The sequence below is a fragment of the Mucilaginibacter sp. P4_E8 genome (genome assembly GCF_056401495.1).
In genome coordinates, this window is record NZ_JBFUJG010000435.1 from 1 (window position 1) to 752 (window position 752).

Genomic DNA, 752 nt, shown 5'->3' on the forward strand with positions numbered 1-752 from the left:
CCGTTATTCAGTGTCAGTGTTCCTTCTTTAAGGGCGATAGTACCATTATGCGCGCCGGTTACTTTTTTGCCGGTCCAATCTATGTTGCTTTGTGCGCTTACAATTTCAAAATTTTTAGTTTCCATTTCTTTATATTATCAATCGTTAATGATTTGATAGTACAAAGGACGGCAGGAAATTTCAGGTGACTACGTGATGTACATCACATTCGTATCGGAGCTATTTATGGGCATTATAAAGCCTGCTGAGCGTTTCTCTCGAAACACCGAGGTAGGCGGCTATAAGGTGTTTGGGAACCAGGTTATACAGTTGAGGATATAATGACAGGAGTTCTTCATAACGGGCTTTGGTATCATTATTCATAAATGACAGAAGTCTTTTTTGCGAAGCCAGGTAACCTTTGTTGGTGCGCCAGCGAAAAAAGTGTTCGGCCTGGTGCAGTTCGCTGCATATTTTTTCGCGGTCATGATTGGAAAGGCAGAGTATCACTGCATCGGTGATACAATCTATATTAATGGTGGCCCTGGTTTGATTATATAAAGCGCCGTAATCGGAGGTCCACCAGGTGGGCATGGCAAACTGCAGGATATACATTTTGATGTCGTCGTTGATGTAAAAGGCTTTTAAGCAGCCAGAAATCACAAAGTATTCGTGGTCAACCTTGTCGCCCTCGCTAATCACTACCTGCCCTTTTTTGTAAGATTGCGGTTTGAAATGCGAAAAAAAATAATCAAACTGCTCATCAGTCAGTG

At 42.2% G+C, this 752-nt stretch carries 1 protein-coding gene; it reads right to left on the minus strand.

The features are described from left to right. Positions 1-219: 219 nt before the first annotated feature. Positions 220-752 (minus strand): Crp/Fnr family transcriptional regulator (locus tag AC1DRQ_RS31975; RefSeq protein ID WP_477430254.1); only part of this gene is annotated, 533 nt, incomplete at its 5' end.